Source organism: Mycobacterium sp. 852002-51971_SCH5477799-a, assembly GCF_001667145.1.
In the GTDB taxonomy this organism is placed as follows: Bacteria; Actinomycetota; Actinomycetes; order Mycobacteriales; family Mycobacteriaceae; genus Mycobacterium.
Genome location: NZ_LZIF01000043.1, coordinates 54,248 through 78,234, shown reverse-complemented (window position 1 = coordinate 78,234; position 23,987 = coordinate 54,248). Strand labels below are relative to the sequence as shown.

At 68.5% G+C, this 23,987-nt stretch carries 27 protein-coding genes; 16 read left to right on the top strand and 11 right to left on the bottom strand.

What is annotated here, in order from left to right; genetic code table 11:
• The first annotated feature begins 2 nt into the window (after window positions 1–2).
• The 6 genes from A5753_RS04545 to A5753_RS25095 are packed head-to-tail and all read left to right on the top strand — an operon-like array spanning window position 3 to window position 5,394.
• The gene (locus tag A5753_RS04545; protein WP_067123882.1) at window positions 3–779 is read left to right on the top strand and encodes an SDR family oxidoreductase; all 777 of its coding nucleotides are present in this window, start codon (window positions 3–5) and stop codon (window positions 777–779) included.
• Window positions 766–1,305 (top strand): orotate phosphoribosyltransferase, encoded by a 540-nt coding sequence (gene pyrE / locus A5753_RS04540; protein WP_067123884.1) that lies wholly within the window; start codon window positions 766–768, stop codon window positions 1,303–1,305. The genes A5753_RS04545 and pyrE overlap by 14 nt, the downstream gene beginning before the upstream one ends.
• Before the next feature lie 36 nt (window positions 1,306–1,341).
• Window positions 1,342–2,244, top strand: a complete 903-nt coding sequence (locus A5753_RS04535) for a hypothetical protein (protein WP_067123857.1) — start codon at window positions 1,342–1,344, stop codon at window positions 2,242–2,244.
• Window positions 2,241–2,888: an RNA methyltransferase gene (locus tag A5753_RS04530; protein WP_067123855.1), complete on the top strand. Its 648-nt coding sequence runs from the start codon at window positions 2,241–2,243 to the stop codon at window positions 2,886–2,888. The genes A5753_RS04535 and A5753_RS04530 overlap by 4 nt, the downstream gene beginning before the upstream one ends.
• 24 nt (window positions 2,889–2,912) lie before the next feature.
• Entirely contained in the window at window positions 2,913–4,049 is a 1,137-nt protein-coding gene (locus tag A5753_RS04525; RefSeq protein WP_067123852.1) for a glycoside hydrolase family 76 protein, read from the top strand.
• Window positions 4,042–5,394 (top strand): 3-oxoacid CoA-transferase, encoded by a 1,353-nt coding sequence (locus A5753_RS25095; protein WP_067123850.1) that lies wholly within the window; start codon window positions 4,042–4,044, stop codon window positions 5,392–5,394. The genes A5753_RS04525 and A5753_RS25095 overlap by 8 nt, the downstream gene beginning before the upstream one ends.
• A gap of 12 nt (window positions 5,395–5,406) precedes the next feature.
• On the opposite strand, the gene A5753_RS04515 is transcribed toward A5753_RS25095, so the two are convergent.
• On the bottom strand, window positions 5,407–6,099 hold the full coding sequence (locus A5753_RS04515; protein ID WP_067123848.1) for a DedA family protein: 693 nt from the start codon (window positions 6,097–6,099) through the stop codon (window positions 5,407–5,409).
• 141 nt (window positions 6,100–6,240) lie between these two features.
• On the opposite strand from A5753_RS04515, the gene fbaA reads away from it, so the two are divergent.
• Window positions 6,241–7,275 carry a class II fructose-bisphosphate aldolase gene (fbaA, locus tag A5753_RS04510; RefSeq protein WP_067123846.1) on the top strand — a complete coding sequence of 345 codons (1,035 nt, stop codon included), beginning with the start codon at window positions 6,241–6,243 and terminating at the stop codon, window positions 7,273–7,275.
• Here fbaA and A5753_RS04505 read toward each other — a convergent pair.
• Window positions 7,272–8,141: a hypothetical protein gene (locus A5753_RS04505; RefSeq protein ID WP_067123844.1), complete on the bottom strand. Its 870-nt coding sequence runs from the start codon at window positions 8,139–8,141 to the stop codon at window positions 7,272–7,274. The two genes, fbaA and A5753_RS04505, sit on opposite strands and share 4 nt — an antisense overlap.
• 120 nt (window positions 8,142–8,261) lie before the next feature.
• Here A5753_RS04505 and A5753_RS04500 point away from each other — a divergent pair, with 120 nt between their 5' ends.
• Entirely contained in the window at window positions 8,262–8,675 is a 414-nt protein-coding gene (locus tag A5753_RS04500; protein WP_067123842.1) for a DUF3151 domain-containing protein, read from the top strand.
• Window positions 8,676–8,679: 4 nt separating this feature from the next.
• Here the strand turns inward: A5753_RS04500 and A5753_RS04495 are convergent, their stop codons facing one another.
• Genes A5753_RS04495 through A5753_RS04485 form a run of 3 tightly spaced genes read right to left on the bottom strand, consistent with a single transcriptional unit; the run spans window position 8,680 to window position 11,098 of the window.
• Entirely contained in the window at window positions 8,680–9,576 is an 897-nt protein-coding gene (locus A5753_RS04495; protein ID WP_067123841.1) for a cation diffusion facilitator family transporter, read from the bottom strand.
• A 40-nt stretch (window positions 9,577–9,616) separates the two neighbouring features.
• On the bottom strand, window positions 9,617–10,399 hold the full coding sequence (locus A5753_RS04490) for a site-2 protease family protein (protein WP_067123839.1): 783 nt from the start codon (window positions 10,397–10,399) through the stop codon (window positions 9,617–9,619).
• Window positions 10,400–10,408: 9 nt separating this feature from the next.
• A complete protein-coding gene (locus tag A5753_RS04485) occupies window positions 10,409–11,098 on the bottom strand; it encodes a peptidase M50 (RefSeq protein ID WP_067123837.1) in 690 nt (229 codons plus the stop codon).
• 134 nt (window positions 11,099–11,232) lie between these two features.
• On the opposite strand from A5753_RS04485, the gene A5753_RS04480 reads away from it, so the two are divergent.
• The 5 genes from A5753_RS04480 to A5753_RS04460 all read left to right on the top strand — a co-directional run bounded on the left by A5753_RS04480 (window position 11,233) and on the right by A5753_RS04460 (window position 16,307).
• Window positions 11,233–12,531, top strand: a complete 1,299-nt coding sequence (locus A5753_RS04480) for an adenylosuccinate synthase (protein WP_067123835.1) — start codon at window positions 11,233–11,235, stop codon at window positions 12,529–12,531.
• Window positions 12,528–13,175, top strand: coding sequence for a PaaI family thioesterase (locus A5753_RS04475; RefSeq protein ID WP_067123833.1), 648 nt, complete (start codon window positions 12,528–12,530; stop codon window positions 13,173–13,175). The genes A5753_RS04480 and A5753_RS04475 overlap by 4 nt, the downstream gene beginning before the upstream one ends.
• Window positions 13,176–13,214: 39 nt before the next feature.
• Window positions 13,215–14,468 (top strand): formate-dependent phosphoribosylglycinamide formyltransferase, encoded by a 1,254-nt coding sequence (gene purT / locus A5753_RS04470; RefSeq protein WP_067123831.1) that lies wholly within the window; start codon window positions 13,215–13,217, stop codon window positions 14,466–14,468.
• Window positions 14,469–14,632: 164 nt separating this feature from the next.
• On the top strand, window positions 14,633–15,073 hold the full coding sequence (locus A5753_RS04465) for a rhodanese-like domain-containing protein (protein ID WP_067123829.1): 441 nt from the start codon (window positions 14,633–14,635) through the stop codon (window positions 15,071–15,073).
• 7 nt (window positions 15,074–15,080) lie between these two features.
• On the top strand, window positions 15,081–16,307 hold the full coding sequence (locus A5753_RS04460; RefSeq protein WP_067123827.1) for an O-succinylhomoserine sulfhydrylase: 1,227 nt from the start codon (window positions 15,081–15,083) through the stop codon (window positions 16,305–16,307).
• Here A5753_RS04460 and A5753_RS04455 read toward each other — a convergent pair.
• From A5753_RS04455 to A5753_RS04430, 6 genes are all read right to left on the bottom strand, one after another.
• Window positions 16,304–17,683 carry an NAD(P)/FAD-dependent oxidoreductase gene (locus A5753_RS04455; RefSeq protein WP_067123825.1) on the bottom strand — a complete coding sequence of 460 codons (1,380 nt, stop codon included), beginning with the start codon at window positions 17,681–17,683 and terminating at the stop codon, window positions 16,304–16,306. The two genes, A5753_RS04460 and A5753_RS04455, sit on opposite strands and share 4 nt — an antisense overlap.
• A 65-nt stretch (window positions 17,684–17,748) precedes the next feature.
• On the bottom strand, window positions 17,749–18,360 hold the full coding sequence (locus A5753_RS04450) for a hypothetical protein (protein ID WP_067123823.1): 612 nt from the start codon (window positions 18,358–18,360) through the stop codon (window positions 17,749–17,751).
• A 5-nt stretch (window positions 18,361–18,365) separates the two neighbouring features.
• On the bottom strand, window positions 18,366–19,028 hold the full coding sequence (locus A5753_RS04445) for a TetR/AcrR family transcriptional regulator (RefSeq protein ID WP_067123820.1): 663 nt from the start codon (window positions 19,026–19,028) through the stop codon (window positions 18,366–18,368).
• A gap of 7 nt (window positions 19,029–19,035) precedes the next feature.
• Entirely contained in the window at window positions 19,036–20,184 is a 1,149-nt protein-coding gene (locus A5753_RS04440; protein ID WP_067123818.1) for an acyl-CoA dehydrogenase family protein, read from the bottom strand.
• A 10-nt stretch (window positions 20,185–20,194) separates the two neighbouring features.
• Entirely contained in the window at window positions 20,195–21,379 is a 1,185-nt protein-coding gene (locus A5753_RS04435) for an acyl-CoA dehydrogenase (RefSeq protein ID WP_067123816.1), read from the bottom strand.
• 4 nt (window positions 21,380–21,383) lie between these two features.
• Window positions 21,384–22,130 (bottom strand): SDR family NAD(P)-dependent oxidoreductase, encoded by a 747-nt coding sequence (locus A5753_RS04430; protein WP_067123814.1) that lies wholly within the window; start codon window positions 22,128–22,130, stop codon window positions 21,384–21,386.
• Window positions 22,131–22,199: 69 nt separating this feature from the next.
• Here A5753_RS04430 and A5753_RS04425 point away from each other — a divergent pair, with 69 nt between their 5' ends.
• Genes A5753_RS04425 through A5753_RS04415 form a run of 3 tightly spaced genes read left to right on the top strand, consistent with a single transcriptional unit; the run spans window position 22,200 to window position 23,965 of the window.
• Window positions 22,200–22,571, top strand: coding sequence for a DUF3054 domain-containing protein (locus A5753_RS04425; protein WP_067123812.1), 372 nt, complete (start codon window positions 22,200–22,202; stop codon window positions 22,569–22,571).
• Window positions 22,572–22,579: 8 nt separating this feature from the next.
• A complete protein-coding gene (locus A5753_RS04420; protein WP_067123810.1) occupies window positions 22,580–23,461 on the top strand; it encodes an SAM-dependent methyltransferase in 882 nt (293 codons plus the stop codon).
• 9 nt (window positions 23,462–23,470) lie between these two features.
• Entirely contained in the window at window positions 23,471–23,965 is a 495-nt protein-coding gene (locus A5753_RS04415; protein WP_067123808.1) for a GNAT family N-acetyltransferase, read from the top strand.
• The last annotated feature ends 22 nt before the right edge of the window (window positions 23,966–23,987 follow it).

Here is a 23,987-nt window from a genome sequence, read left to right as displayed (position 1 = left end):
TCATGCCCCGCCCCGTAGCCCTGATCACCGGGCCTACGTCCGGAATCGGCGCCGGGTTCGCGCGACGCTACGCCAGCGGCGGCTACGACGTGGTCCTGGTCGCCCGCGACGTCGACCGCCTGACGAGGTTGTCGGACGAGCTGCAAGAACATTCCGGCAGCGTCGAGATCTTGCCCGCCGACCTGGCCGATGCCGAGGGCCGGCAACGGGTGTGCGACCGGCTGGCGGCCGGGGGAGTGCGCGTCCTGGTGAACAACGCCGGCTTCGGCACTTCCGGTGACTTCTGGTCCGCCGATCCCGCGCTGCTGCAGTCCCAGCTGGACGTCAACGTCACCGCGGTCATGCACCTGACCCGCGCGGCCCTGCCGGCCATGCTGGAAGCCGGTGCCGGCACGGTCATCAACATCGCCAGCATCGCCGGGCTGGTGCCCGGGCGCGGATCGACCTACTCCGCGTCCAAAGCGTGGGTTATCTCGTTCAGCGAGGGCCTTTCGGTCGGCCTGCAGGGCACCGGTGTCTCCGTGCACGCGGTGTGTCCGGGCTACGTGCACACCGAATTCCACGACCGCGCCGGGATCGACATGGCCGAGTCACCGTCGTTCATGTGGCTCGAAGTCGACGACGTGGTCAGCCAAAGCCTGGCCGATATCGCCCGCGGCAAGGTGATCAGCATTCCGGGTCTGCAGTACAAGGCGATCATCGCCGCCGAACGGCTGATGCCGCGGACCCTGATGCGGGCGGTCACCAAACGGATCGGGAGTGGTCGTGGCCGGACCTGACCGCGAGGAGCTGGCGGAGCTGGTGTCTCGCCTGTCGGTGGTGCACGGGCGGGTCACCCTGTCCTCCGGCAAGGAGGCCGACTACTACGTCGACCTGCGCCGGGCCACGCTGCACCACCGCGCCTCGGCGCTGATCGGCGCGCTGATGCGCGAACTGACCAGCGACTGGGACTACGACGTTGTCGGGGGCCTGACGCTCGGGGCCGACCCGGTGGCCACGGCCGTCATGCACGCACCGGGTCGCCCGATCGACGCCTTCGTCGTGCGTAAGTCGGCGAAAACCCATGGGCTGCAACGCCTTATCGAAGGCTCCGAAGTTTCCGGCAAGCGGGTGCTGGTGGTCGAGGACACCAGCACAACGGGCAACTCGGCGCTCACCGCGGTGCGCGCCGTGCGGGAGGCCGGCGGCGACGTAGTGGGGGTGGCCACGGTGGTGGACCGGGCCACGGGCGCGGCCGAGACCATCGAGGCCGAGGGCCTGCCTTACCGAAGCGTCCTCGGCCTCGCGGATCTGGGGCTGAGCTAGTTGCCGGTTGATCTTCCTAGCCCGGGCCGCTGAGTCATGCGCACATTCCTTGCGATAGCGGCCTGCTTGGCGCTGTGTCTGGCCGGCTGCTCGTCCGCCGACCAACCCGTGCGCCCGTACGGCGCCCAGGGCGCGCGGCTCGGCGAATCGCTGGCGCTGCTGGGCTGGAACGTGTCGGTGTCGAACCTGCGCTGGGACGGCGACTACGTGCTCGTCGACGTCGATGCCAGCGTGGCCTCTGCCAAGGGCCCGCACGCCAAACCCGAAGACATCCGCTTTGGACTCTATGGCGCGCTGGCCCACCCCATGGAGGTCGCCGGCCTGGGCAGCTGCGACACGGCGAAGGCCAGCGTGCGTGACATCCCCGCGCCGCTCTCGGCACCGCGTGACCGGCTCACGGGCACGGTTTGCCTTGGGCCGCTGAAGGATCGAAGTCAGGTGCGCGGTGTCTACGGCTACTCGCCGCGCGACCGGATCCCGGACAGCTCGTCGGCCTACCCGGTCGCCTTTCCGGTCGGACTGCTGCCGACCAACGCCAACGACAGCGGTGGCCTGGCGGTCAAGACCGTCAGCCTGTCGGCGTGGCGCGCCGACGGCATCCCGGTGACCAAGACGCAGCTGGGCGACCCTGCAGCGTTCACCGGCAACGGCTACATGCTGCTGGGGCTGGAAGCCACCGCCGTCGCGGCCCGCTATCGCGACGAGTCCGCCAAGCGCGGCGGCCCGATGATGCTGCTGGCGTCGCCGACCCTGCCCGCCCCGGGACTCAACCCGGCCTGCGCGGCGTACGGGTCGTCGGTGCTGATCCTGCCCGACGCCTCGTTGGACGCGGTGCACGTCAACGCGTCGCTGTGCACCCAGGGCGAGATCAACGACGCGTTGCTCTACGCGACGCTGGCCATCGATGGCACGCACGCCGGCGTGTGGACGCTGCGATGAGCGGACCGGGCCCCACCGAATGGACGTCGACACCGCCGGCCGGCGTCGGGCCGTGGCCGGGCGAGCCACCGGATGACCCGCGGTATGACCCAGTCCTGTTGCGCGAGGGCGACACTCGTAACGTCGTCGACGCCTACCGGTACTGGACGCGGGAAGCGATCATCGCCGACATCGACCGGCGCCGGCATCCCCTGCACGTGGCGATCGAGAACTTCGGCCATGACGCCAACATCGGTTCGGTGGTGCGCACCGCTAACGCCTTCGCGGTGCACACCGTGCACATCGTGGGGCGGCGCCGCTGGAATCGCCGCGGCGCCATGGTGACCGACCGCTATCAGCGGTTGTGCCACCACGACAGCACGGCCGAGTTGCTGGGCTTCGCGGCGGACGCCGGGCTGACCGTGGTCGCGGTGGACAACGTCCCGGGGGCGACGCGCCTGGAGGAGGCCGCGCTGCCGCGCGAGTGCCTGCTGGTGTTCGGCCAGGAGGGGCCCGGCATCACCGACGACACCCGCACCGGCGCGGGGCTGACGGTGTCGATCGCGCAGTTCGGCTCCACGCGCAGCATCAACGCCGGCGTCGCCGCCGGCATCGCCATGCACGCCTGGGTCGAGCAACACGCCGATCTGTCCCGCGCCTGGTGAGAGCGTGGGGCAGGATCGACAGGTATGGATCAGCTTTGGGCCAATCGCGCGGCCAGCTGCGAAGCCGCTGTCACGCAACGACACCTGAAGCGGCTGTGGGGAATGCCCGGCACCCAGCTGGGCGTGGTGGCCTGGCCGGCGGCGCGGCGTGACCGCTGGTTCGGCACCTGGCACTACTGGTGGCAGGCCCACCTGCTGGATTGCCTGATCGACGCCCAGCAGCGCGATCCGCAACCGCACCGGCATGCCGAGATCAACCGACAGGTCCGCTCGCACCGGCTGCGCAACAACTTCTCGTGGACCAACAGCTACTACGACGACATGGCCTGGCTGGCGCTGGCGCTCGAACGCGCCGCCCGGATCGCCGGCGTCGAGCGCCGGCGCGCATTGCCCAAGCTCGCCAGCCAATTCGTCAGGGCGTGGGTGCCGGAGGACGGCGGCGGGATCCCGTGGCGAAAGTCCGACCAGTTCTTCAACGCCCCGGCTAACGGCCCCGCCGGAATCTTCCTCGCCCGCTACGGAGATCATCTGAAACGTGCCGAGCAGATGGGCAATTGGATCGACCAGACGCTGATCGACCCGGAGACGCACCTGGTGTTCGACGGCATCAAAGCCGGTTCACTGGTGCGCGCGCAGTACACCTACTGCCAGGGCGTGGTGCTGGGGCTGGAGACCGAACTCGCCGCGCGTACCGCCGTCGAGATCAGGCAGCGCCACGCCGCCCGGGTGCACCGGCTGGTCGCGGCCGTGCGCGACCACATGGCGCCGGCGGGCGTGCTGGCCGGCGCCGGCGGCGGGGACGGCGGCCTGTTCGCCGGGGTCACCGCGCGGTACCTGGCGCTGGTGGCCACGACGTTGCCGGGGGAGGCGGCCGACGATGTGCTGGCCCGCGACACCGCCAGGCAGATCGTGCTGGCCAGCGCGAAGTCGGCTTGGGACAACCGCCAAACGGTGGACGGGCTGCCGGTGTTCGGCCCCTTCTGGGACCGCGACGCCCAGCTGCCCACGGCGGGCGGTAAACAGGCGGAGTTCGTCGAGGGGGCGGTGATGGCGTCCGAGGTGCCCGAACGGGACCTGTCGGTGCAGCTGTCGGGGTGGATGCTGATGGAGGCCGCATGTAACGTCTCCGCCGAGTCGAAGAACAGGAGCCACGGTGAGTAATAAGGTCCACCCCGACGCGGAGTCGGCCCTGCGCGGCCTGCTGAAGGACGGCATCACCGTGGCCGCGGGCGGCTTCGGTCTTTGTGGCATCCCGGAGAAGCTGATCCAGGCTCTGGTCGACAGCGGCATCAAGGACCTCACCATCGTCGGAAACAACGCCGGCGTAGACGATTTCGGCATGGGGCTGCTGCTCAAGGGCCGGCAGGTGAAGAAGGTGATCGCCTCCTACGTCGGCGAGAACAAGGAGTTTGAGCGCCAGGTGCTGGCCGGCGAGCTGGACCTGGTGCTGACGCCGCAGGGCACGCTCGCGGAGAAGCTGCGCGCCGGCGGCGCGGGCATCCCCGGCTTCTACACCCGCACGGCCTTCGGCACCAACCTCGCCGAGGGCAAGGACACCAGGGTCTTCGACGGCACCGAATACGTTCTGGAAGAAGGCATTCGGGCCGACGTGGCGATCGTCAAGGCGTGGAAGGGCGACACGGCCGGCAACCTCGTCTACCGCAAGACGGCGCGCAACTTCAACCCGATGATCGCCACCTGCGGCGCGATCACGGTGGCCGAGGTGGAAGAGCTGGTCGAGGTCGGCGAGTTGGACCCCGACCTGATCCACACCCCCGGTATCTACGTCGACCGCATCATCGTCGGCACCGGCTACGAGAAACGCATCGAGTTCCGCACCATGAGCGGGGGCGCCGCGTTGAAGAACGACAGCCCTATCCGCGAGCGGATGGCCCAGCGCGCCGCCCAGGAACTGCGCGACGGCTTCTATGTGAACCTGGGCATCGGCATTCCGACGTTGGTGGCCAACTTCATTCCCGAGGGCATCAAGGTCACGCTGCAGTCGGAGAACGGCCTGCTCGGCATCGGGGCCTACCCGAGCGAGGACACCGTCGACCCCGATCTCGTCAACGCGGGCAAACAGACCATCACCAGCCTGCCCGGGTCCAGCTTCTTTTCCAGCGCCGATTCCTTCGCGATGATCCGCGGCGGCCACATCGACCTGTCCATCCTGGGTGCCCTGGAGGTTGCGGAGAACGGCGACCTCGCCAACTGGATGGTGCCGGGCAAGATGGTCAAAGGACCGGGCGGCGCAATGGATTTGGTGTCCGGCGTCAAGCGCGTGATCGTGCTGATGGATCACACGGCGAAAGACGGCAGCCCGAAGATTCTCAGCCAGTGCACGCTGCCGCTCACCGGCAAGAACGTGGTCGACATGATCATCACCAACCTGTGCGTCTTCGACGTCGAGCCGGGACGGGGGCTGGTGCTCACCGAGTTGCAGCCCGGCGTCACGGTCGAGGAGGTTCGCGCCAAGACGGGCTGCGACTTCAACGTCGCGGTCTGAGCGCGCGGCCGGCTACTCGGCCGCCGGCAGCCGTTCGTCTTCCCGGTCGCCTGCGGGCTGTGTGCGCCGTCGTCCCCGATAGCTTCGCAAGGCGGCGATGAACGCCGGCATCAGGGAGACGACGAGGATCGCTAGCAGGATTTTCTGCAGGTTGTGGTGCACGAACGGCACGTTGCCCATGAAGTAGCCCGCCAGCGTGACACCGCCGCCCCACAGGACGCCGCCGACGATGTCGAAGCCCAAAAACACCGGGTAGCGCATGTAGGAGACCCCGGCGACCGGCGGGACGAACGTCCGCACGAACGGCGCGAACCGGGCCAGGATGATCGCCCAGGGCCCGTATTTCTCGAAGAACGCATGCGACTCGGTCACATAGTGCTTCTTGAAGAAGCGCGAGTCTTCCTTTTTGAACAGCGCGGGGCCGATCCTTCGGCCGATGAAGTACCCCGTTTGATCGCCCAGTATCGCCACCGTGGCGACGGCCGGGGCCAGCACCCAGATGCTGGCCGGCGGGTTCGGGTGCGCGGCCAGCAGGCCGCCGGTGAACAACAGCGATTCGCCCGGCAGCAGCGGAAACAGCAACCCGGTCTCGATGAAGACGATGATCAGGATGCCGGGCAGCACCGCGGACCCGAAGACGCCGTCGGCGCCCAACCAGTACATCGGGTCGAAGATGTGGGGCAGGGCCGTCACGGCGGTGCTCATGATCCCTCAACATACCGGCGAAATGACCTCGTCCCGCACCAAGCCCGAGCTAAAGCGCGCCGCCGGCCGGTGGCCGGTTTGCCAGGGTAGCTGCCGACCACGCATCCGTGGTTGGGTAGGACGAGCCGTCAGGAGGTGTCTATGCCCATCGCCACGCCCGAGGTCTATGCCGAGATGCTGCGACGCGCCAAGGAGCACTCGTACGCCTTCCCGGCGATCAACTGCACGTCGTCGGAGACGGTCAACGCCGCGGTCAAAGGCTTCGCGGACGCGGGCAGTGACGGCATAATCCAGTTCTCTACCGGCGGCGCCGAATTCGCGTCCGGACTGGGCGTCAAGGACATGGTGGCCGGCGCGGTGGCGCTGGCCGAGTTCACCCGTTCCATCGCGGCCAGATACCCGATCAATGTCGCGCTGCACACCGATCATTGCCCCAAGGACAAACTGGACACCTATGTTCGCCCGCTGCTGGCGATTTCGGCCGAACGGGTTGCCGCGGGCCAAGATCCGCTGTTCGGGTCGCACATGTGGGACGGTTCGGCCGTGCCGATCGACGAGAACCTCCACATTGCGCGGGAACTGCTCAAGGACGCGGCGGCCGCGAAGATCATCCTGGAGATCGAGATCGGCGTGGTGGGTGGCGAGGAGGATGGCGTCGCCCACGAGATCAACGACAAGCTTTACACCTCACCGGACGACTTCGAGAAAACCATCGATGCGCTGGGCCACGGCGAGCACGGCAAGTACTTGCTCGCCGCCACGTTCGGCAACGTGCACGGCGTCTACAAGCCCGGCAACGTCAAGCTCCGCCCCGACATCCTGGCCCAGGGGCAGAAGGTGGCGGTGGCCAAGCTGGGGCTGCCCGAGGACGCCCGGCCGTTCGACTTCGTCTTCCACGGTGGCTCCGGTTCGCTGACGTCGGAGATCGAGGAGTCGCTGCGCTACGGCGTGGTGAAGATGAACGTCGACACCGACACCCAGTACGCGTTCACCCGTCCCATCGCCGGCCACATGTTCGGCAACTACGACGGCGTGCTCAAGGTCGACGGCGAGGTCGGCGTCAAGAAGGTCTACGACCCACGCAGCTACCTGAAGAAGGCCGAGGCGTCGATGGCCGAGCGGGTGGTTCAGGCCTGCACCGACCTGCACTGCGCCGGAAAGTCAGTCGGCAGCTAGCTGGCGGACTGGCAGACCTTCCACTGGTCGTCGCGGTACTGCAGATCCATGCTGCGGGTGGAGCGCAGCTGCGGGTCGTAGGCCATGAACGTGGTGACATTGGCCTCGGCGTGCTGGCCGTTGACCACCACCTGATCGATGCTGGCGATGACTGGATACTGCTTGGCCGCCGACACCCGGCTGTAGGTTTCGTCCCAGGCGTGTTCGTCGTAATCGGCGTAGCCGTCGCGGGTGGTGCCGCATGTGATGGTGCGCAGCGTGGTCAGATCACCCCGCTGGATCGCGATGTCGAAGTTCTGAATGGTCTGCCGAACCTGGTCTTCCCGCGAGGCATTGGAGTGTTTGCCCCGGGTGAGCAGCACCGTGCCCAGGATCGCGATCGCCGCCAACGCCAAGACGATCACGACCAGCGCCAGTATCCAGCCCCAGTTGAATTGCCGCGAAGTGCGCAGCTTCCCGCCGAGCCGGGGTGGGATCGATTGCGGGACAGCGGCTTTGGGTGGGGCTCCGAACTGCGCGGTGCCGTCCTGTCCGGGGGGCGCCCCGAAGACCTCGGTGGCGGGCTCCGGCGTGGTGGCGATGACGGTGGTCTCTTTGGCGTCGAAGCCCGGCGCGGTGAAGCGACGTTCGCGCTGCTGCCCCTCCGGTGTTTCTTCGGGGCCGCGCGGCGGCTCGGGCCTGTTGATGACCTCGGTTTCGGTTTCGGGATCGCTGGGGACCAGGGGGACGCCCTCGGTGGCGCCGTCTCCGGTTTCGAAGCCGGACTCGGCCCCCCACTCGTCGCTCGGTTCGCTGCGAGACTCGCGTGGGTCGAACCCGGGCCGTTTCGGCGTGCCGCCGCGGTCGGGATCGGATCGTTTGGGCATGAGTACTACTGTCCTCCCGCTTCGTCGGGTAGTTGCAGAGCTTAGCGACCTAGTACCCGGCTTCCGGCGTTGGCCGAGGTGCGTCACGCAAGCAAAAGCGGCGAGCTGCAGAATAGAGCCATGTCGCCGATGGGAGACCTGTTAGGACCCGACCCGATCCTGCTGCCCGGGGATACCGATGCCGAGGCTGAACTGCTCGCCGGTGAGGAGCCCGGCATCGTGGCCGCCGCGCATCCCACCGCGTCGGTGGCCTGGGCGACGCTGGCCGAGCAGGCGTTGGCCGACGATCGGGCCATCACCGCGTACGCCTATGCCCGCACCGGCTACCACCGTGGGCTGGACCAGCTGCGGCGAAACGGCTGGAAGGGCTTCGGCCCGGTGCCCTATTCGCACGAACCCAACCGCGGCTTTCTGCGGTGCGTGGCGGCCCTGGCGCGCGCAGCGGACACGATCGGCGAAACCGACGAGTACTCGCGCTGCCTGGACCTCCTCGACGATTGCGACCCCGAAGCGCGCAACGCGCTGGGGCTGTGACGCTTTAAACGCTGTCCGAACAATCGGTGTCGTCGGGGCAGTCGATCTGGACGGTGGCGTGCTCGAGTCCGCGAGCCGATAACACCGCGCGCGCGTCTTGCAGCACCCGCGCGGAGTCGCCGGCGCTGATCAGGTGTGCGGTGCACATGTCCTTGCCGGGGGAAAGCGTCCACACGTGCAGGTCGTGCACGTCGCTCACCCCGTCGACGGCGCCGAGCGCGGCGCGCAGTTCCTCGACGTCGATATGGGCTGGCGACGATTCGGACAGGATCCGCAGCGCGTCACGGGCCAGCGCGACGGCCCGGGGCAATACCCAGAGCGCGACCAGTACCGCCACGACCACATCGGCGTAGGGCCACTGCGTGGTCACGGTGACCACCCCGGCGATCAGGACGCCCAGGCTGCCCACGGTGTCGGCGACGACTTCCATGTAGGCGCCCTTGACCGCCAGGCTGCCCGACGAGTGGGAACGCAGCAGCAGCGCGACCACGAAGTTTGCGGCGAGCCCGGCCAGCGCGACGACGATCATCGGCACGCCGGGGACGGCGGGCGCTTCGCGCAGCCGCCGGATGGCCTCGTAGAGGATGAACAGCGCCACGCCGATCAGTAGGCCGGCGTTGGCAACGGCGGTGAACACTTCGGCACGATGCCAGCCGTAGGTGCGCGCGGCCGACGAGCTGCCGCGGCGCGCCAGGCTGACGGCGGCCAATCCCATGAAGACGGCGACGACGTCGGTCAGCATGTGGCCGGCGTCGGCAAGCAGCGCGATCGAGTTGATCAGCAATGAGGTGACCAGCTCCACCACGAAGAACGCCGCCAGGATCGCCGCGGCCATGATCATCCGCGGGATCAGCCGAGCACCGTCCGTGCCCGCGGGGGTGTGGTTATGGCCTGCGCCCATGGGGCGAAATATATGCGTAGAAACGCATATATGGCAAGTGTCAGAACCAGCGGCTCCAGAAGCGGGTCAGCGCGTTGCCCCAGCCCACCAGCACGTCCGGCACGCCGGACAGGTCGAACAAAGACAGCACGACCCCGAAGAACCATTGGTTGAGCACCGGCGCCAGCAGCAGGAACAGCAGGATGACGAAGCCCCACTGCTTGGCCGGCGCCAGCGTCCGCTGGGTCTCGGGACTCAGATGCGGTTCCAGGGCGTCGTACCCGTCCAGGCCCGGGATGGGCAGCAGATTCAGCAGCACGGCGGTGAGCTGAAGAAACGCCAGGAAGGCGACCCCGGCCCACAGCACGACGTGCGCCGGGTCGAAGAACAACCGCGTCGCCACCAGCAGCAGCACCGCCAACACGAGATTGGCCGCCGGACCCGCCAGGCTGACCATGGTGCGCCGGGCGGGCGTCATGAACCAGGTCCGCACGTAGACCGCGGCGCCGGGCAGGCCGATCCCGCCCAGCAGGATCACCACCATCGGCAACAGCAGCGACAGCGCCGGATGGGCGTAGCGGCGCGGGTCCAGGGTCAGGTAACCGCGCACGGCTTGATCGTGATCGCCGAACCGCCAGGCCGTCACCGCGTGCCCGAATTCGTGCAGGCACAGCGACACCAGCCAGCCGGCGATCACGAAGATGAACACGCCGGCGTAAGCCAGCGGCCGCGTGCTGATCCCGGCCGACCAGGCCAACGCGGCGCCGACGCCAGTCAGACCGATCAGGCCCAAGAAGATCGGGCTGGGCCGTACCGACTCGTGCTGGGAGGCGCGGAAGCTCACCGGTCGAAACTAGCCGACGAGCAGCCAGCCTTCGATGTTGCGGTAGAACGCCGAGCGGCGGGCGGCGCGCGCCGCGGGAACGCCGTCGCGCAGCACGGCGACACCCGTGCTGCCCAGCTGCGCGGCGCGGCCGGTAACCCATCGTCGCCAGAGGCCGCCTGGACCACGGCCCGCGACCGCCGCGCGCAGGCCCGGCGCGGCCAGCATCGGCTCGATCCACACGCCGGCGACGTCGCCGTCGAACAACGTGGTGTCGTCGACCACGGCCTCGCCGTGGATCCGCCGCGCGTCGTCCGGCGGCAGCCAGCAGGCCCGCCCCACGACCACCGACCCGGTCTCGTCGCGGATCAGCGTCACCCGTCGCGCCGAGCCGCGCCTGGCCCGCCGCACCGCCCGGAATCCGGTCGGCAGGCGGTAGGCCCGGGTTGCCCGGGAGCGGCGGCGCGGCACGTAAGCCACCTCGACGTCCAGCCGCTCGGCACGCAGCAGCCGGGTCAGCACGGCGGCCAGCTCGGCGTCGTCGCCGAGCACGATCAGCCGCCGGGATGCCTCGATGGCGGCATCGATGGCCTCGGGGGCGCCGGTGCCGTAGGCGCGGACGACGGCCAGGCAGGCGAACGGCCGTGGCACTCGGCGGTCGCCGAACACCACCACCGACATGTCCGCGATGTTGGCGCCCGCCTCTACCGGCTCTGTCATGCCTACCTGGCCACCTCCTGGCTTAAGCTGATTTGCCCGGCCCAACCGGCCACCGGTGGCCCGCGCGGTCGCCAGGCTAGGGTGGGTCACCGGCTGGACCACAATACGCAGGCGAGATCAGGTGGGAGCGTGTCATGCCGGCAATCGTCCTCATCGGCGCCCAGTGGGGCGACGAGGGCAAAGGTAAGGCCACCGATTTGCTCGGTGGGCGGGTTCAGTGGGTGGTGCGCTACCAGGGGGGCAACAACGCCGGGCACACCGTCGTCTTGCCGACGGGGGAGAACTTCGCGCTGCACCTGATTCCGTCGGGGGTGCTCACGCCGGGTGTCACCAACGTCATCGGCAACGGCGTGGTGATCGATCCCGGGGTGCTGCTCGACGAGCTGAAGGGCCTCGAAGACCGCGGCGTGGACACCTCCAAGCTGCTGATCTCCGCCGACGCGCACCTGCTGTTGCCCTACCACGTGGCCATCGACAAGGTGACCGAGCGCTACATGGGGAACAAGAAGATCGGCACCACCGGTCGCGGCATCGGGCCCTGCTACGAGGACAAGATCGCCCGGATCGGCATCCGGGTCGCCGACGTGCTCAACCGGGAAGTGTTGACGCACAAGGTCGAAGCGGCGCTGGAACTGAAAAACCAGATCCTGGTCAAGATCTACAACCGCAAGGCGCTGGATCCGCACCAGGTGGTCGAGGCCCTGCTGCAGCAAGCCGAAGGTTTCCGGCACCGGATCGCCGACACCCGGCTGCTGCTCAACACCGCGCTGGAGGCCGGCGAAACCGTCCTGCTGGAAGGCTCGCAGGGCACGCTGCTCGACGTCGACCACGGCACGTATCCCTATGTGACGTCGTCGAATCCGACTGCGGGCGGCGCGGCCGTGGGTTCGGGTATCGGTCCGACCCGGATCACCGCCGTGCTGGGCATCCTCAAGGCCTACACCACCCGCGTGGGCTCGGGCCCGTTCCCCACCGAGCTGTTCGACGAGAACGGCGAATACCTGTCGAAGACCGGCGGCGAATTCGGCGTCACCACCGGGCGGCGCCGGCGCTGCGGCTGGTTCGACGCCGTCATCGCCCGCTACGCCACCCGGGTCAACGGCATCACCGACTTCTTCCTGACCAAGCTCGACGTGCTGTCGAGTCTGGAAACGGTTCCGGTGTGCGTGGGCTACCAGATCGACGGCCAGCGCATCCACGAGATGCCGATGACGCAAAGCGACCTTTCGCGTGCCGAACCCGTCTACGAGGAACTGCCCGGCTGGTGGGAGGACATCTCGCACGCAACGGAATTCGACGACCTGCCCGCCAAAGCGCGCGACTACGTGCTGCGGCTGGAAGATCTTGCCGGAGCGCACATTTCGTGCATCGGTGTGGGACCCGGACGCGAACAGACCATCGTGCGCCGCGACGTCCTGGCGGCCCGTCCGTGACGGGTGCCGCTTCCGATCCCAAAGACCTCGACCCCGAATACGAGCATCACGGCGGCTTTCCCGAATACGGGGCGGCCAACCCGGGCCCGGGATTCGGGCGATTCGTGGCGGCCATGCGGCGACTGCAGGACCTCGCCGTGTCGGCCGACCCCGGCGACGACCTCTGGGACGACGCAGCCGTACGGGTCACGGCGCTGACCGAGCTGCTGGGACCGTTTCAGGCCGCCGTGGAGGGGCAGGCGCCGGCCGGCCGGACGCCGGGCTTGCCCGGCATGGGCAGTCTGCTGTTGCCGCCGTGGACGTTGACGCGCTACGAACCCGACGGTTGCGAAATGCGCGGCCATTTCACCCGGTTCCACGTTGGCGGCAACCACGCGGTGCACGGCGGCGTGCTGCCGCTGTTGTTTGACCACATCTTCGGGATGGTCTCGCACGCCTCGAACCGCCCGATCAGCCGGACGGCGTTCCTGCATGTCGACTACCGCAAGATCACCCCGATCGACGCGCCGTTGGTGGTGCGCGGCCGGGTCACCAGCATCGAGGGGCGCAAAGCGTTCGTGTCCGCCGAACTGGTCGACGACGACGGCGCGCTGCTGGCCGAGGCCAACGGCCTGATGGTGCAGTTACTCCCAGGCCAGCCCTAGCTCGGCGGTGCACCCCCGGAACCGACCTATCCTTGAGCCGTGACTGACGGCGAGACCGATGGACGGGACGGCGAAACGACGGCGCTCGCCGTGCCCCAGCCAGCTCCCGCGCCCGCCGAGGCCGGGCCCGCCCCCGCCGACGGCAGGCCGACGGTGGTGCTGCTGGGTTCCGGCGAGACCAGCCGGGAGCTGGCGATCGACCTGGGGCGCCTCGGGGCCCGGGTGGTCGCCGTCGACGAGGATCCCCGGGCGCCCGCGCACGCGGTGGCCGACCAGGCCGTGGTGCTCCCGCTGACCGACGCCGCCGAACTGTCCGCGGCCCTGCGGCGGCTGCAACCCGACTTTGTGGTGACCGCGACCGACGCCGTCGCCCTCGGCGCCCTCGACGCCGCGGCCTCCGGATCCGGCGGGAACCACACCGAATTAGTCCCCAGCGCACGCGCCGTGCGGCTCAGCGCCGACCGCGAAGGCCTGCGCAGGCTGGCCGCCGACGAGTTGGGGCTGCCCACCGCGCCGTTCTGGTTCGTCGGGTCGCTGGGCGAGCTCGAGGCGGTCGGCGCGCACGCCGGATACCCCTTGTTGGTCAAGCCGGTGTCCGGGCCGACCGGGCCGGGCCAGTCGGCCGCGGAGCGACGTGAAGACCTCGGGCCGGCGTGGCAACGCGCGGTGGCCGGTCACGCGGGCCCCGGACGGCCACGGGTGCTGGCTGAGACCGTGGTCGAGGTCGAGTTCTACGTGACCCTGCTGGCCGTGCGCAGCGACGGGCCGGCCGGTCCGGCGATCGAATTCTGTTCGCCCATCGGTCATCGCGACGCTGGCGGGCAGGTGCTGGAATCCTGGCAACCCCAGAAGATGAGTGCGGCCGCGACGGACGCCGCCAAGTCGATTTCCGCACGAATCGTGAAAGCGCTGGGTGGCCGCGGCGTCTTCGCCGTCGAACTGATGATCAACGGCGACGAGGTGTACTTCGCCGACGTCACCTTGCACCCCACCGACACCGTCTGGGTGACGCTGCGCAGCCAGCGGCTCTCCGCGTTCGAACTGCAGGCCCGCACGATCTTGGGCTTGCCGGTGGACACCATGATGGTTTCGCCGGCCGCCGCCCGCGCGATCGACGGGGTCGCCTCCCCTGGTCCCGCCGCGCTCACCGGCGCTCTGAGCGTCCCCGAAAGTGACCTGCGGGTGGTCGGGCGCGGCTACCGCGTCCTGGCCACCGCGCCGGAGGTGACGGCCGCGCGCGAGCGTGCCGGCCAGGTCGCCGCCCGGCTCGTCGCGCCGGCATCCGAAGGCTGAGCTCGCGGCGGCTCGGGGGAACCGACCACCGCCAGCTGGGGGTGGCGACGGCCTCGATACGATCGCAGGTCAGATACCGCTGCCGGGCCGGGGGCGATCCGGCCGGGGCTTGACCGCCCGGGCGCGGATAGGGTGGCTGACAACGGACAATGAGGGAATCGAGCATGAGCACAGAGCACGCACACTCCTATGCCGGGGACATCTCGCCCCTTGAGGCATGGAAGCTGCTCAGCGACAACCCCGACGCCGTGCTGGTCGACGTGCGCACCGACGCCGAATGGCGCTTCGTCGGTGTGCCCGATCTGTCCAGCCTCGGCCGTGAGGTGTTGTTCCTGGAGTGGAATTCCTCCGACGGACAGCGCAACGCGAACTTCGCCGACCAACTGCGCGAGCAGGTGGCGCCGGCCGAAACCGGCGCGCAGCGCCCGGTGTTGTTCTTGTGTCGCTCCGGAAACCGCTCCATCGGCGCCGCCGAGGTCGCGACCGAGCTGGGCATCACGCCGGCTTACAACATTGTGGACGGCTTCGAGGGCCAACTCGATGCCAACGGTCACCGAGGCGAAACGGGCTGGCGCGCCATCGGATTGCCTTGGAAACAGGGCTGAACCGGCGATGACCCCAGCCGACGACAATTCCGTTCGCGTGCCCGCTGCGCTGCCCGACGGAGTCAGCCAGGCGACCATCGGCGTGCGCGGCGGGCTGTTGCGTTCGAATTTCGACGAGACCGCCGAGGGGATGTTCCTGACATCGGGCTACGTCTACGAGTCGGCGGCGGTTGCGGAGGGCTCGTTCACCGGCGAGGTGGACCGCTTCGTCTACTCGCGCTACGGGAACCCGACCGTGACGATGTTCGAGGAGCGGCTGCGCCTGCTCGAAGGGGCCCCGGCGGCCTTCGCCACCGCGAGCGGCATGGCGGCGGTGTTCACCTCGTTGGGCGCGCTGCTGGGCGCGGGGGACCGGCTGGTCGCATCGCGCAGCCTGTTCGGCTCGTGTTTCGTGGTGTGCAACGAGATCCTGCCTCGTTGGGGCGTCGAAACCGTCTTCGTCGACGGCGACGACCTGGCGCAGTGGGAGCAGGCGTTGTCGGTGCCCACCACTGCGGTGTTCTTCGAGACACCGTCAAACCCCATGCAATCGCTGGTCGACATCACCGCGGTGAGCGAGCTTGCGCACGCCGCGGGCGCAAAAGTGGTGTTGGACAACGTGTTTGCGACACCGCTTCTGCAGCAGGGTATTTCGCTCGGCGTTGACGTGGTGGTGTACTCCGCCACCAAGCACATCGACGGTCAGGGTCGGGTGCTCGGCGGGGCCATCCTGGGCGACAAGGAGTACATCGACGGTCCGGTGCAGAAACTGATGCGGCACACCGGCCCGGCGATGAGCGCATTCAACGCCTGGGTGCTGGTGAAAGGGCTTGAGACCATGGCGGTCCGGGTGGAACACAGCAACAACTCGGCCTTCCGGATTGCAGAATTTCTCGAGGACCATCCGGCGGTGAGTTGGGTCCGCTACCCGTATCTGTCCTCGCACCCGCAGTACGACTTGGCCAAGCGCCAGATGTCCGGCGGGGGAACGGTGATCACGTTCGCGCTCGACTGCCCCGACGACAAGGCCAAGCAACGGGCCTTCGAGGTGCTGGACAAGCTTCAGCTGATCGACATCTCGAACAATCTCGGCGACGCCAAATCCCTTGTCACGCATCCCGCGACCACCACGCACCGGGCGATGGGCCCGGAGGGTCGCGCGGCGATCGGGCTCGGTGACGGCGTGGTCCGGATCTCGGTCGGCCTGGAGGGCACCGACGATCTGATCGCGGACATCGATCAGGCGCTGAGCTAACCGGCCTGTTTCTCGGCCGCGTCGAGGCGGTCGGCCGCCGCCAGGGTTCCCCCCTGCGCTTGCTGCTCCACCCAGTCCACCACCGGACGGGCGTACATCATCTGGCTGGTGATCGCCATCTGGCCGCGGGTGCGGCCCAGGAACGAGATCCCCCAGGCGAACATCGCGGCGATGCGGTTGCGATGGCCGACCAGGTAGTACAGGTGCAACACCAGCCACGCCAGCCAGGCGATGAAGCCGCCGAACTCCAGCTTGCCGACCTTCGCGACGGCGCTGTACCGCGAGATCAGCGCCATGCTGCCCTTGTCGAAGTATTTGAACGGCTTGCGGTTGGCGGGATCGTCCTGGCCCTTCACCGCCTGCTTGATGAGCTTGGTGACGTAGTGCGCCCCCTGGATCGCGCCCTGCGCCATGCCGGGGACGTCGGGCACCGACATCAGGTCGCCGACGACGAACACGTACGGATGCCCCTTGATGCTGAGATCGGGCTCGACGATCACCCGGCCGGCGCGGTCGGTCTCGGTTCCGTCGGACTGCTCGGCGAGCATCGCGCCCAGTGAGCTGGCCTGCACGCCCGCGGCCCACACCTTGCACGCACATTCGATGCGCCGCTCGCCGCCGTCCTTCTCCTTGACCGTGATGCCCATGTAGTCCACCGCGGTCACCATCGCGTTGAGCTGAATCTCGACGTCCATCTTCTGCAACCGGCGTTGTGCCTTGATACCGAGTTTGGGGCCCATCGGTGGCAGCACCGCGGGTGCCGCGTCGAGCAGGATGACGCGACATTCGCTGGGGGTGATCGTCCGGAACGCCCCGGCCAGGGTGCGCTCGGCGAGCTGGACGATCTCACCGGCCAGCTCGACCCCGGTCGGCCCGGCGCCGACGACCACGAACGTCAGGCGGCGTTGCCGCTCGGCCGGATCGGTGGCGACCTCGGCTGCCTCGAACGCGCCGAGGATGCGGGCCCGCAGCTCGAGGGCGTCGTCGACGCTTTTCATCCCGGGCGCGAAGGCCGCGTACTGGTCATTCCCGAAGTACGACTGCTGCGCGCCCGCGGCCACGATGAGGCTGTCGAAGGGCGTCACAGTATGCATTCCCATCAGGTGCGACGTGACCGTCTTCGCCGTCAGGTCGATCTCGTTGACCTCGCCCCACAGCACCCGGACGTTCTTCTGCCGCCGCAGGATCAGCCGGGTGGTCGGGGCGATGTCGCCCTCGGACAGGATGCCGGTGGCCACTTGGTACAGCAACGGCTGGAACAGGTGGGTCGTCGTCTTCGAGATCAGGGTGACGTCGACGTCGGCCCTCCTGAGTGCCTTGGCCGCGTTCAGCCCGCCGAATCCGCTTCCGATGATGACGACGTGATGACGCGACATGCTCACCCCTTCTGTCTTTCCGCAAGCCCCCTGGGCGCATCCCCAGCCTATGACTCCGCTGCCCCCTAGAAAGGCCAGCCGTTGGAGTTGTCCCTGAATTTTCCGTTGACCGCGGTGCAGAAGTCGTTGGCGGTGCCGGCGAGCAAGACGTAGTAAGTCTCGCCGCGGCGGCTCTCGAAGGTGTTCGGGGTGCTCCAACCGGAGTCGCAGAGCGAACTCGGCGTGCCGGCCGTGGCTCTGCGCCAATTGGTCTTGGCGCAGGCGACCAGGCCGTCGACGTTCGGGGTGGCGGCCTTGGCCGCGACCACCATCGCGCCTCCCCACTGCCCATCGCTGCGCCGATAGGCCCGCGCCCCGAATCCGGCATTGTTGGTCTGGCACGCCAGCGCCCGGCGCATCAGCGAGAAGGGCGCGGCCAGTTGCGAACTCGTGCTCTCGGCGGCGGTCGTGATGAATTGCGCGGCGTCCGAGCCGTCAACCTCCTGCACGTCAGGCTTGCCGAAGCTGAACAGCTGTTGCGCGATCCCGGCGTTGCTGCCGCCGCCGATGATCGGGCCGGCGCCGCTGGACGTCATCGCGGGCAGCGTGGCATCGGCACCCGCCGTGGGCATACCGGTGACGGCGCCCAGGGCCAGCAGCGCGACCATGCTGCGAATCGGGAGGGCGGTGCGTCTCATGACCCTTATTTCAGCACGTGCGGGTAGTCGGCGCGGCGATCGTCGGCGATCAATCCGGTCAGCACGTGCCGGGTCTGCAACGCGATGTACTGATCGACGCTGTAGATCGTCCCGAAGTGCCACTGCTTGAGCGCCCAGCCGTGGGCGAGCAGCATGATGTCGAAAACGATGAGGTCGACGTCGACGGCGCGAAAGATCCCCTGGGCGATGCCGTCCTCGATCACCGCGCGCAGCGGTGCCGCGCTGGCGATTTCGAGATCCTTGATCCGAGCGCGGCCGGGCGGCCCGAGGGTGCGGCTCTCCCGATAGGTCAGCACCACGCCGTCGAGGTTCTCGTCGACGATCTGGACATAGCGGCGCACGCCCGCGGTCAACTGGTCGACGACGTCGTCGCCGGCGGCCGCGATGACCGGTGCCAGCTGATCGCGGAACACGTCGAGGATCCGCACGATCGTCGCGAGCAGCAGGTCCTCCTTGCCGCCGAAGTATTTGTAGATCAGGCCGACGCTGACCTTGGCCTCGGCGGCCAGGTCCTGCATGGACATCTGGTGAAACCCGTTGCGGCCCATGACCTTGACCGCGGCATCCAGCACCTGGCGCCGCCGCGAGCTGGCCCGGGCCGCGCGCACGGCCTCCTCGGCGGGAAGATCGCTGTAATCGGTGACCATGTAGACCTCAGATGCCCAGGTCCTTGGCGATGATCGTCTTCATGATCTCGTTGGTGCCGCCGTAGATGGTCTGAATGCGGGCGTCGACGAAGGCGCGCGCCACGCTGTATTCACGCATGTAGCCATATCCGCCGTGCAACTGCAGGCAGCGGTCGGCGGTGCGCACCTGCAGGTCGGTGGTCCACCACTTCAGCCGGGCGGCGCGCGCGGCGGTCAGCTCACCGGATAGGTGCTCGGCCAGGCAGTCGTCGAGATACGTACGGGCGATGTCGATTTCGGTTGCGAGCTCGGCGAGCACGAACTGGCTGTTCTGGAAGCTGGCGATCGGTGAGCCGAATGCCGTGCGGTCGCGCACGTAGTGCAGGGTCTCGGCCAGAATGCCTTCGGCGGCGGCCACCGCTCCCACCCCGAGCGCCAGCCGCTCCTGAGGCAGGTTCTTCATCAGCTGGTAGAAACCCCTGCCTTCGCCTTCGAGCAGATTGGCCCTCGGCACCCGCATATCGGCGAAGGTGAGTTCGCTGGTGTCCTGGGCGTGCAGGCCGATCTTCTCCAGGTTGCGGCCGCGGGAGAAGCCGGGTGTGGCGGGGTCGACGACAAGCAGCGACAGCCCCTGGTGGCGGTCCGGCGAAGTGCGCACCGCGATGACGAACAGATCGCCGATCTGCCCGTTGGAGATGAACGTCTTGGCGCCGTTGACGACGTAGTCGTCACCGTCGCGCACCGCCGTCGTGCGGATCCCGGCCAGATCGCTGCCGGTGCCGGGTTCTGTCATCGCGATGGCGAGCACCGTTTCGCCGGTGACCACGCCGGGCAGCCAGCGCTGTTGCTGTTCGGGCGTGGTCAGATCGGTGAGATAGGGCAGCACGACATCGTTTTGCAGCGTGACGGCGATGGCCTCGGCGGCGGCACCCGCGCGCTGCAGTTCGTCGATCACGATCGCGTTGTAGCGGAAATCGTGCACGCCCGGGCCGCCGAGATGCTCGGGCACCGAGATGCCCAGCAGCCCGAGTTTGCCCGCCTCGATGAACAGCGAGCGATCCCACTGGCCGTCCCGTTCCCACTTCTCGTGATTGGGCACGACCATCTGCCGCACGAAATCGCTTACCAGCTCCCGGAACTGGTGGTGCTCGGACGTGTACTCCAGGTGTGTGGCCATCGGTCTCCTGTCAGCGGAAGGCGTCGCTGCCGGTGAACGCCTGGCCGAGGACCAGCTGATGCATCTCGGGCGTGCCCTCGTAGGTCAGCACCGATTCCAGGTTCACCATGTGCCGGATGACCGGGTATTCCAGCGATATCCCGTTGCCGCCCAGTATGGTTCGTGCGGTCCGACAAATCTTGATGGCCTCACGGGTGTTGTTGAGCTTGCCGAAGCTGACCTGCTCGGGGCGCAACCCGCCGCTGTCCTTGAGGCGGCCGAGGTGCAGCGACAACAGCTGGCCCTTGTGCAGCTCGACCGCCATGTCGACCAGCTTGGCCTGGGTCAGCTGGAAACCCGCGATGGGACGGCCGAACTGGGTGCGTTGCGTGGCGTAATCCAGCGCGGCCCGCCAGGCCGATCGCGCCGCTCCCATCGAACCCCAGATGATCCCGTAGCGGGCCTCGGATAGACACGACAGCGGCCCGCGCAGCCCCTTGGCCTCGGGCAGCATCGCCTCGGCCGGCACCCGCACGTCGTCGAGCACCAGTTCGCTGGTGATCGAGGCCCGCAACGACAGCTTGTGGTGAATCGTGTTGGCGCTGAAGCCCGGCGTCTTGGTGGGCACGATGAAACCGCGGATCCCGTCGTCGGTTGCGGCCCAGACGACCGCGACGTCGGCGAGCGAGCCGTTGGTGATCCACAGCTTGCGTCCGTTCAGCACCCAGTCCGAACCGTCTTGGCGCGCCCGGGTTTTCATCGCGGCGGGATCGGAGCCGACGTCGGGTTCGGTCAGGCCGAAGCAGCCGAGCAGCTCGCCGGTGGCCATGCCGGGCAGCCATTCCTGCTTCTGCTCCTCGGACCCGAAGTTCCAGATCGCGAACATCGCCAGCGACCCCTGCACCGAGACCATCGACCGGATACCGGAGTCGGCGGCCTCGAGCTCGGTGCAGGCCAGGCCGTAGTGCACGGCGGAGGCGCCGCCGCAGCCGTACCCGTCCAGGTGCATGCCCAGCAGGCCGAGTTGCCCGAACCCCTTGGCCAGCTCCCGGACCGGAAGGTCGCCGATTTCGAACCACTCCGCGACGTGCGGGAGGACGTGCTCGGCACAGAAGTCCCGCACGGTGTCGCGGACCGCAAGCTCGTCGCTGGATAGCGAGGCGTCCAGGCCGAGCGGATCGTTGCGGTCGAAGGCGGGTGGTCTCTGAGTGCTCATGTGATCAGCCTGCCATCGTCAGGCCGCCGCTCACACTGATCACCTGTCCGGTGATGAACGAGGCGGCCTCGGAGGCGAAGAACAGCACGGGCGCGGCGACCTCCTCGGGCCGGGCCAGGCGGCGAAACGGGATGGCCTTGACCAGTGCTTCCCGCAGTTTCTCGGGCTGCGCGTGAAACAGCGGGGTGTCGGTCGGGCCGGGGCACACGCAGTTCACGGTGATCTGGTGGCGAGCCATCTCGCGGGCCAGCGACTTGGTCAAGGCGATCACCCCGCCCTTGGCGCCGGCGTAGATGCTCTCGCCCGCGCTGCCCACCCGGCCGGCGTCACTGGCCAGGTTGACCACGCGTCCGCCGCCGTGCGTCTCGATCATCCCCGGCAGGAACGCCCAGCAGATGTGCACCGGCCCCAGGTAGTTGATGGCGACCACCTTCTGGGCGAATTCCGGTGTGGCGTTGAGGAATTGGTCGGTGCGGTCCCATCCGGCCGCGTTGACGACGATGTTGGGCACGCCGAGATCGGCGTGGATCCGATCCCGCAGGGCGCCAACCTGTTCCGGGTCGGCCACGTCCACCGGTAGCGCGGTGATCAGGTCTGGGCGTTCGTCGGCGGTGACCGACGCCGTCGCCCGGTCGAGGTCGGCGGCGACCACGCGCTCGCCCCGCGCGGCGAGGCCCAACGCGATCGCCTTTCCGATGCCGGAGCCGGCGCCGGTCACCACCGCCAGGCCGCCCTGTGAATGAGCATTCATTGAGGACGAATTTAGATTCACCACGGCTGCGCGGTCAAGGTTCGCGCGGCGTCCCGGTAGTCTGCCTGCATGCTTAGGCTCCAGCGGCCCGCCTGGCTCGCGGTCGATGTCGTCGGGGTTCTGGTGTTCTGCGCTGTGGGGCGCCGCAGCCATGACGAGGGCCTCAATGTCACCGGCATCGCCGTGACGGCCTGGCCGTTTCTCACCGGCACGGTCATCGGATGGCTCGTCTCTCGCGGGTGGCGGCGGCCGACGGCGCTGGCCCCGACGGGGGTCGTCGTGTGGTTGTGCACCGTGGTCATCGGCATGCTGCTGCGCAAGGCGATCTCGGCGGGGGTGGCGGCCAGCTTCGTGGTGGTCGCGACGACGGTCACCGCGCTGTTGTTGCTGGGCTGGCGAGTGGCCGCCGGGCTGACCCTGCGGCGTCGCTCCGGCGTCTGAGGCGACCAATGGTGCAGGCGGCCGACGTGGCGGTAACCGCGACGTTCGGCGCGGCCGCGCGGGCGGTGGCCACCGACAAGGGGCTGCTGAACGATCCGTTCGCCGAGCCGCTGCTTTGCGCCGTCGGGATCGACTTTCTCACCCGGGCGATCAGGGACCACGTGTTCGCCGAGGACGACGGCGACGACCCGGCGATTACGGCGCTGCTGGACGCGCTGGCGGCGCACACGCGGTTCGTGGACGAATTCCTGGCCGACGCCGTCCGGGCGGGCATTCGGCAGGTGGTGATCCTGGCGTCGGGTCTGGACACCCGGCCCTACCGGTTGTGGTGGCCCCGCGGGACCACGGTGTATGAGATCGATCAGCCGCAAGTGCTCGATCTCAAGGCCGAGGTGCTGCGCGGGCTGGGCGCCGAATTGGCCACCCACCGTTGTGCGATCGGCATTGACCTGGGCCAGGATTGGCCGGAGGCGCTGCGCAGGGTCGGGTTCGACGCCGCCCGACCCACGGTATGGGTCGCCGAGCAGTTGCTCGTCGGGTACCTGCCGCCCGGGGAGCAGAATCGATTGCTGGACGGCGTCACCGCAGCGAGCGCGGCGGGCAGCCGGTTCACCGCCGATCACATGCCCACCTGGAATCCGTTGCGGCTCGGGGCCGAGCGCGCTTTCGTCGACGGCTGGCGGCGGCGCGGCCTGGACGTCGACCTGGCCAGCCTGACCTATCCCGGCGAATATCACTATGTGCCAGAGTATTTGGCGTCGAAGGGTTGGCGGACGGCCAGGCTCGGCATCACCGAACTGCTGGGCGCGATGGGGCTGGGCAGGCGGCGGCACACGGGGAACGGCGACGCGGAATTCGTCCCGGAATACATCACCGCGACACGTGTTTGAGTTGTCGTGATGGCGGAATCAAGCTCTCTACAACTGCGGTTCGTGTCGGCCACTCACGACGATCCGCTGGCTCAACCGCTGCTGGCCGAACTGGCCGTCGAGTACGCGCAGCGATACGGCGGCACGCCGGGCACCCACCTGACCTGGTTGCCGGTGCCGCAGGCGGAGCTGGCGCCGCCGGACGGTGGCCTGCTGATCGGGGTGCTGGACGGCGTGCCGGTGACCGGCGGGGCGTTTCGGCGTTACGACGCCAATACCGCTGAGCTCAAGCGGATCTGGACGGACGGTGCTCATCGGCGCCGCGGTTACGCCCGGGCGCTGCTGGCGGCGCTGGAGGCCGAGGCCCTGGCGCGCGGGTACCGGCGGCTTTATCTGATCACCGGCAATCGCCAGCCCGAGGCCGAGGCGCTCTATGACGCGACGGGGTATACCCGGATACCGCCGGACCCGCTACCGTCGTGGGGCCCGTTTCTTCCGATCGCCTTCGAGAAGTGGCTGACCTGATTCAGTTTCGCCGCAACGGATT

Coding starts and splice junctions, on each gene's coding strand:
- A5753_RS04545 (WP_067123882.1), top strand. CDS start 3: ATGCCCCGCCCCGTAGCCCTGATCACCGGGCCTACGTCCGGAATCGGC.
- A5753_RS04535 (WP_067123857.1), top strand. CDS start 1,342: ATGCGCACATTCCTTGCGATAGCGGCCTGCTTGGCGCTGTGTCTGGCC.
- A5753_RS04530 (WP_067123855.1), top strand. CDS start 2,241: ATGAGCGGACCGGGCCCCACCGAATGGACGTCGACACCGCCGGCCGGC.
- A5753_RS04525 (WP_067123852.1), top strand. CDS start 2,913: ATGGATCAGCTTTGGGCCAATCGCGCGGCCAGCTGCGAAGCCGCTGTC.
- A5753_RS04515 (WP_067123848.1), bottom strand. CDS start 6,099: ATGAGCACCGCCGTGACGGCCCTGCCCCACATCTTCGACCCGATGTAC.
- fbaA (WP_067123846.1), top strand. CDS start 6,241: ATGCCCATCGCCACGCCCGAGGTCTATGCCGAGATGCTGCGACGCGCC.
- A5753_RS04505 (WP_067123844.1), bottom strand. CDS start 8,141: ATGCCCAAACGATCCGATCCCGACCGCGGCGGCACGCCGAAACGGCCC.
- A5753_RS04500 (WP_067123842.1), top strand. CDS start 8,262: ATGTCGCCGATGGGAGACCTGTTAGGACCCGACCCGATCCTGCTGCCC.
- A5753_RS04495 (WP_067123841.1), bottom strand. CDS start 9,576: ATGGGCGCAGGCCATAACCACACCCCCGCGGGCACGGACGGTGCTCGG.
- A5753_RS04485 (WP_067123837.1), bottom strand. CDS start 11,098: ATGACAGAGCCGGTAGAGGCGGGCGCCAACATCGCGGACATGTCGGTG.
- A5753_RS04480 (WP_067123835.1), top strand. CDS start 11,233: ATGCCGGCAATCGTCCTCATCGGCGCCCAGTGGGGCGACGAGGGCAAA.
- A5753_RS04465 (WP_067123829.1), top strand. CDS start 14,633: ATGAGCACAGAGCACGCACACTCCTATGCCGGGGACATCTCGCCCCTT.
- A5753_RS04460 (WP_067123827.1), top strand. CDS start 15,081: ATGACCCCAGCCGACGACAATTCCGTTCGCGTGCCCGCTGCGCTGCCC.
- A5753_RS04455 (WP_067123825.1), bottom strand. CDS start 17,683: ATGTCGCGTCATCACGTCGTCATCATCGGAAGCGGATTCGGCGGGCTG.
- A5753_RS04450 (WP_067123823.1), bottom strand. CDS start 18,360: ATGAGACGCACCGCCCTCCCGATTCGCAGCATGGTCGCGCTGCTGGCC.
- A5753_RS04445 (WP_067123820.1), bottom strand. CDS start 19,028: ATGGTCACCGATTACAGCGATCTTCCCGCCGAGGAGGCCGTGCGCGCG.
- A5753_RS04440 (WP_067123818.1), bottom strand. CDS start 20,184: ATGGCCACACACCTGGAGTACACGTCCGAGCACCACCAGTTCCGGGAG.
- A5753_RS04435 (WP_067123816.1), bottom strand. CDS start 21,379: ATGAGCACTCAGAGACCACCCGCCTTCGACCGCAACGATCCGCTCGGC.
- A5753_RS04430 (WP_067123814.1), bottom strand. CDS start 22,130: ATGAATGCTCATTCACAGGGCGGCCTGGCGGTGGTGACCGGCGCCGGC.
- A5753_RS04425 (WP_067123812.1), top strand. CDS start 22,200: ATGCTTAGGCTCCAGCGGCCCGCCTGGCTCGCGGTCGATGTCGTCGGG.
- A5753_RS04420 (WP_067123810.1), top strand. CDS start 22,580: ATGGTGCAGGCGGCCGACGTGGCGGTAACCGCGACGTTCGGCGCGGCC.
- A5753_RS04415 (WP_067123808.1), top strand. CDS start 23,471: ATGGCGGAATCAAGCTCTCTACAACTGCGGTTCGTGTCGGCCACTCAC.